Annotated in this window: 2 protein-coding genes; both read right to left on the bottom strand. The window is 41.2% G+C overall.

The features are described 5' to 3' along the window. The coding region (locus AC1DPQ_RS26975) for a DinB family protein (RefSeq protein ID WP_477611459.1) at nt 1–254 on the bottom strand (254 nt) is incomplete at its 3' end. Between the two features lie 4 nt (nt 255–258). Further along, nucleotides 259–1,651, bottom strand: a 1,393-nt coding sequence (locus AC1DPQ_RS26970; RefSeq protein ID WP_477611458.1) for an ACT domain-containing protein, incomplete at its 5' end; no start/stop codon positions are given.

The raw sequence follows: 1,651 nt of genomic DNA, 5'->3' as shown, positions 1-1,651 counted from the left end.
TCCTGGTAGTTTTGGTAGTTTACCCATTCATCCTGATGATAAATAATTTTAACCCCTTGTTCGTATTGTCCAACAACCAAACGACGGATGTTATTAACTGCACTATCTACCAAATGCCCCAACAGTTCCTTTTTAGACCATTTTAAAAGCTGCGGTTTATTATTCCAGGCCTCATCCGGAATATTTTCGAAATCGATCATCGCCTGATTAACCAGCTGAAGGATCTCGTTCTTTTTGTCTAAAACCGAATTCATCTTGCTACTTATTTAAAGTACCTACGTTAATGATATCCGCAAAAACTCCGGCAGCGGTAACTTCTGCACCAGCACCAGGGCCTTTTACTACCAACGGGCGGGTTTTGTAACGATCGGTTGTAAAAGAGATAATATTATCACTTCCCGAGAGCATATAAAAAGGATGACTGTCGTCAACCATTTGCAGGCTGATTTCTACATTTCCATTTTCAAGCTTACCGATGTAACGCAAAACTTTTCCATCGTTGGCTGCGGTATTCTTTAAATTTTCGAAGTATGCTGCATTCGCCTGTAATTCTGAATAGAAATCTTCAACCGATGTAGCATTTAGGCAGGCTTCTGGCAAAATGTTATCGATTTTTACATCACTGGCTTCTAACGGATAACCAGCATCACGGGCAAGGATCAGCATTTTACGCATAAAATCTTTTCCATTCAAGTCGTCGCGAGGATCTGGTTCAGTATAACCAAGTTCCTGAGCTTCCTTTACAGTTTCGTAAAAACCGGCATCACCTTTAAAATTATTGAAGATGTAAGAAATGGTTCCTGATAAAATCGCTTCAATCCGCGCTACCTTATCACCACTCATCATCAGCTCGCGCAGTGTGCGGATAATCGGCAGGCCTGCGCCAACATTGGTTTCGTAATAAAAATCTACACCAAATTTGCGGGCGGTATCTTTAAATGATTTATACTGGGCGTAATCTGCCGAGTTTCCTTTTTTATTGCAGGTTACTACCGAAATGCTGCTTTCGAATATGCCCTGATAAAATTCTATTGGTGATTCTGCAGCGGTGTTGTCTACAAAAACGCAGTTTGGTAAGTTTAGGGCTTTCATTTTGGCAACAAAACCCGCTAAATCTGCCTGTTCGCCATTTGTATTCAATTCAGTTTCCCAATTTTCTAACGAAAGGCCATCAGGGCTGAAAATCATTTTTCGTGTATTGCTGATGCCCGTTATCTTAACCTGTAAATCGTTATTCGCCGCTAAGAAAGGCATCTGTTCTTTCAGTTGGTTAAACAAGGTTTTGCCAATGTTTCCAGTGCCCAGGCAGAAAACGTTTAATGTTCTTTTCAGGTCGGTAAAGAAAGCGTCGTGCACTGCATTTACTGCTTTCGATAAATCGTCTTTGCTGATGATTACCGAAATGTTGTATTCTGAAGATCCCTGAGCAATAGCCCTTACATTGATACCGTTGCGGCCTAAAGCGCTGAACAAACGTCCGCTCATACCTGGTGTACGTTTCATGTTTTCGCCAACGATGGCCAAAACTGAAAGGTTATTTTCAACTTCCGGAAGTTCTAGTTTTTTAGCGTCTAACTCCAGTTCGAACTCTTTTTTGATTAGAGAAATGGCCTGTGAAGCATCCGTTGGTTTAACAGCGAAAGTAATGCTG

Source organism: Pedobacter sp. 01T416_2, assembly GCF_056398925.1.
Note: the sequence above shows the minus strand (reverse complement) of the source record. Positions and strands in the feature narration are given on the sequence as shown.